Origin of the sequence: Mesorhizobium sp. M7A.F.Ca.CA.002.09.1.1 (assembly GCF_003998555.1) — a bacterium.
Taxonomy (GTDB): Bacteria; Pseudomonadota; Alphaproteobacteria; order Rhizobiales; family Rhizobiaceae; genus Mesorhizobium; species Mesorhizobium ciceri.
The window spans coordinates 1-2,394 of the sequence record NZ_RZRR01000860.1; the positions used below are offsets into that span (position 1 = coordinate 1).

The following is a 2,394-nucleotide window of genomic DNA, read 5'->3' on the forward strand; positions in this document are numbered from 1 at the left end:
CGATCGTACCTCCCAACGCGGTCACCGTCTGCCGAATCCGCCCAGAAGTAACGGATCGCCTTCGCAAAGGGCTATACAACATTTTAAATATTGACGCGCGTAAAATTTTTATACAACATGCGAAAATGCTGGCGCGATATCGGGAGGCTGCCAGTCCTGGGAGGAGAAAATGACCGACATGAAAAAACGGCCGACCGCCGATGCGGATGCCGTGGGTCATGCGCGCATCGGATATTTCCGCCGCGGCCAGGGACCTCGACGGGGTCAGGCATAGATCACCTTGGCCCCTGTCCTATCAAGCTGGCTGCGTATTGGGCCGGACAGGCCATCGTCGGTGATCACGACATCGACGCTCGACAGCGAAAAGGCCTTGGAGGTTCCGCTGACGCCCCATTTGCTCGAATCCGCAAGGAGGACAACGCGCCGGGCCATGCGCACGAGGTTTCGCTTGGTTCGCGCCATGTCTTCGTTCACGTCGACCACATCCAGTGACGAGTCAATTGCATGCGCTCCAACAAAGACCTGATGCGCTACCAAGCCGCCGAGAGCCGTGTCGGCATCGGTGATCAGCGTGCTTACCGTATCCGGGTAGACCCGGCCGCCGATCATGTGAACGTCGAGCCCGGGCCGATGCATCAGATGCTGCACGATATTCATCGCCGTGGCCGCGACCACGACATTGCTGAGCGGCGGTAACAGCATGGCAACCTGCATCAATGTCGAGCCGCCATCGAAGATGACCGATTGGTTGTCCTCGAACAGGTCTATCGCTGCCCGGGCGATGCGTTTCTTTGCATCGAGGTTTGTTTGCATCCGCCGGGCGAACGCGGCCGTGGTCGAATCCGTGGTCCGGGTCACCGCGCCTCCGCGGGTCTTGGTCAGCAGTCCCTTGCGATCCAGTATCTCGAGGTCGGAGCGCACCGTGACTTCCGACACGCCAAAATCGTCTGACAGGTCCTTGATGCGAACCTGTCCGCTGCGTTGCACTTCACCCAGGATCGATTGGCGTCTCTGCTCTGACAACATTGGCCTGTCCTTGCCTCCATGCGCCAAGCGATCGCCCTGGCCTCGGTTCACTCTACCGAAAATAGGCGAATTCGAAAGCTTTCGAAAGATTGCATTTGTTATTTCTTTCGCAAACACTGGGTCCAGGATTTTGAAATCAATCAATTGGAGAGTTTTGGACTCATGAGCCTCGGAACCAAGGTGCGCCTGGCGCGCCTCTTCTCACATCCATCGGGGAATCTTTTTGGCGGCGCGGTCGACCACTTTGTCGGCTATGGCGACGTGCGCAAAGGAGGTCTTGCCGACCTGCCGGGTGCGCTTGCACGCGTCATGGTAGGCAAACCTGACTACGTCAGCATCCAGCCTGGCACCGCGCGCCATCTGTGGCCGCAATATGCGGGCAAGGCTTCCCTGGTGATCCAGGCCGGCTGCTTCACCCCAGACGATCGCATCAGTGAACTGATTGCAACGCCCGAGGATGCGGTGCGCGCCGGCGCCGATGCGTTGGCCGTGGCCATTCCGGTGCGCGGCGCGACCGAGGGAAAATACATACGCTGGCTGACCGATTCGGTGAACGCGGCGGCTCGTTACGGCATGCCGGTGGTAGCGCATATCTACCCTCGCGATTTCACCGACGGGGCAAAAATCGTCTTCACCCCCGACGAGATCGCCTATGCGGCACGCATCGGCTACGAGTCCGGCGTCGATGTGATCAAGATCGGGTACACGGGCGATTTCGAGTCGTTCCGAGAGACCGTTCGGACCTGCCCGGTGCCGGTTGTGATCGCTGGTGGTCCGAAGACCGACACGCTGCTCGGCGCCCTTCAACAGACGGCGGACGCCATCCGTGCAGGCGCGCGCGGTGCCGTGGTGGGCCGCAATCTCTGGGGGCACGGCGATCCGGAAAAGGCAGCGATCGCCTTTCGGGGCGTCATCCATGACGGCCTTTCGGCGCAAGACGCCTTGGCGAAGGCGGGTGCCTGAACGATGCCCGCCGTCCCTTCAATCCTCGGCTTCGGAGCTATTGCGATCGACGACATCGTCTATGTCGATCAGCCGTTGTCGGCGGGCAAGGGGAAGGTTTTGCAAAGTGCCCGAGCTTTCGGGGGAAACGTCGCGACGGCACTTGCCGCCGTCGCGCGGCTCGGCGGAAGCGCCGGGTTCGTCGGATGGCTGGGCAGTGCCGCCGACGACGCCGTGTTGTGCGATCTCGTTGCGAGCGGCGTTGAAACCGCGTTCGCGCCGCGCCACCCGCACGCGCGCCCGGTGCGCTCGCGGATCACCGTCGGTTCGGATGGGGAGCGGTTCATCGCGTATGACGACGAAGCGATGCTGGGCACCGCGCCGGACTTTCCGGACGAGGTTCTCAGCCGCGCGACTGTCCTGATC

Annotated in this window: 3 protein-coding genes; 2 read left to right on the forward strand and 1 reads right to left on the reverse strand. The window is 61.5% G+C overall.

All coding sequences use genetic code 11. From position 1 onward, the window contains the following. Positions 1-264: 264 nt before the first annotated feature. Positions 265-1,026 (reverse strand): DeoR/GlpR family DNA-binding transcription regulator, encoded by a 762-nt coding sequence (locus tag EN994_RS27420; protein ID WP_013532952.1) that lies wholly within the window; start codon positions 1,024-1,026, stop codon positions 265-267. Positions 1,027-1,188: 162 nt separating this feature from the next. On the opposite strand from EN994_RS27420, the gene EN994_RS27425 reads away from it, so the two are divergent. Together EN994_RS27425 and EN994_RS27430 are read left to right on the forward strand one after the other, a co-directional pair. Continuing rightward, positions 1,189-1,989, forward strand: a complete 801-nt coding sequence (locus EN994_RS27425; RefSeq protein WP_023756676.1) for a class I fructose-bisphosphate aldolase — start codon at positions 1,189-1,191, stop codon at positions 1,987-1,989. Positions 1,990-1,992: 3 nt separating this feature from the next. Then, on the forward strand, positions 1,993-2,394 hold a 402-nt coding region (locus EN994_RS27430; RefSeq protein ID WP_245466092.1), incomplete at its 3' end, for a PfkB family carbohydrate kinase.

Coding starts and splice junctions, on each gene's coding strand:
- EN994_RS27420 (WP_013532952.1), bottom strand. CDS start 1,026: ATGTTGTCAGAGCAGAGACGCCAATCGATCCTGGGTGAAGTGCAACGC.
- EN994_RS27425 (WP_023756676.1), top strand. CDS start 1,189: ATGAGCCTCGGAACCAAGGTGCGCCTGGCGCGCCTCTTCTCACATCCA.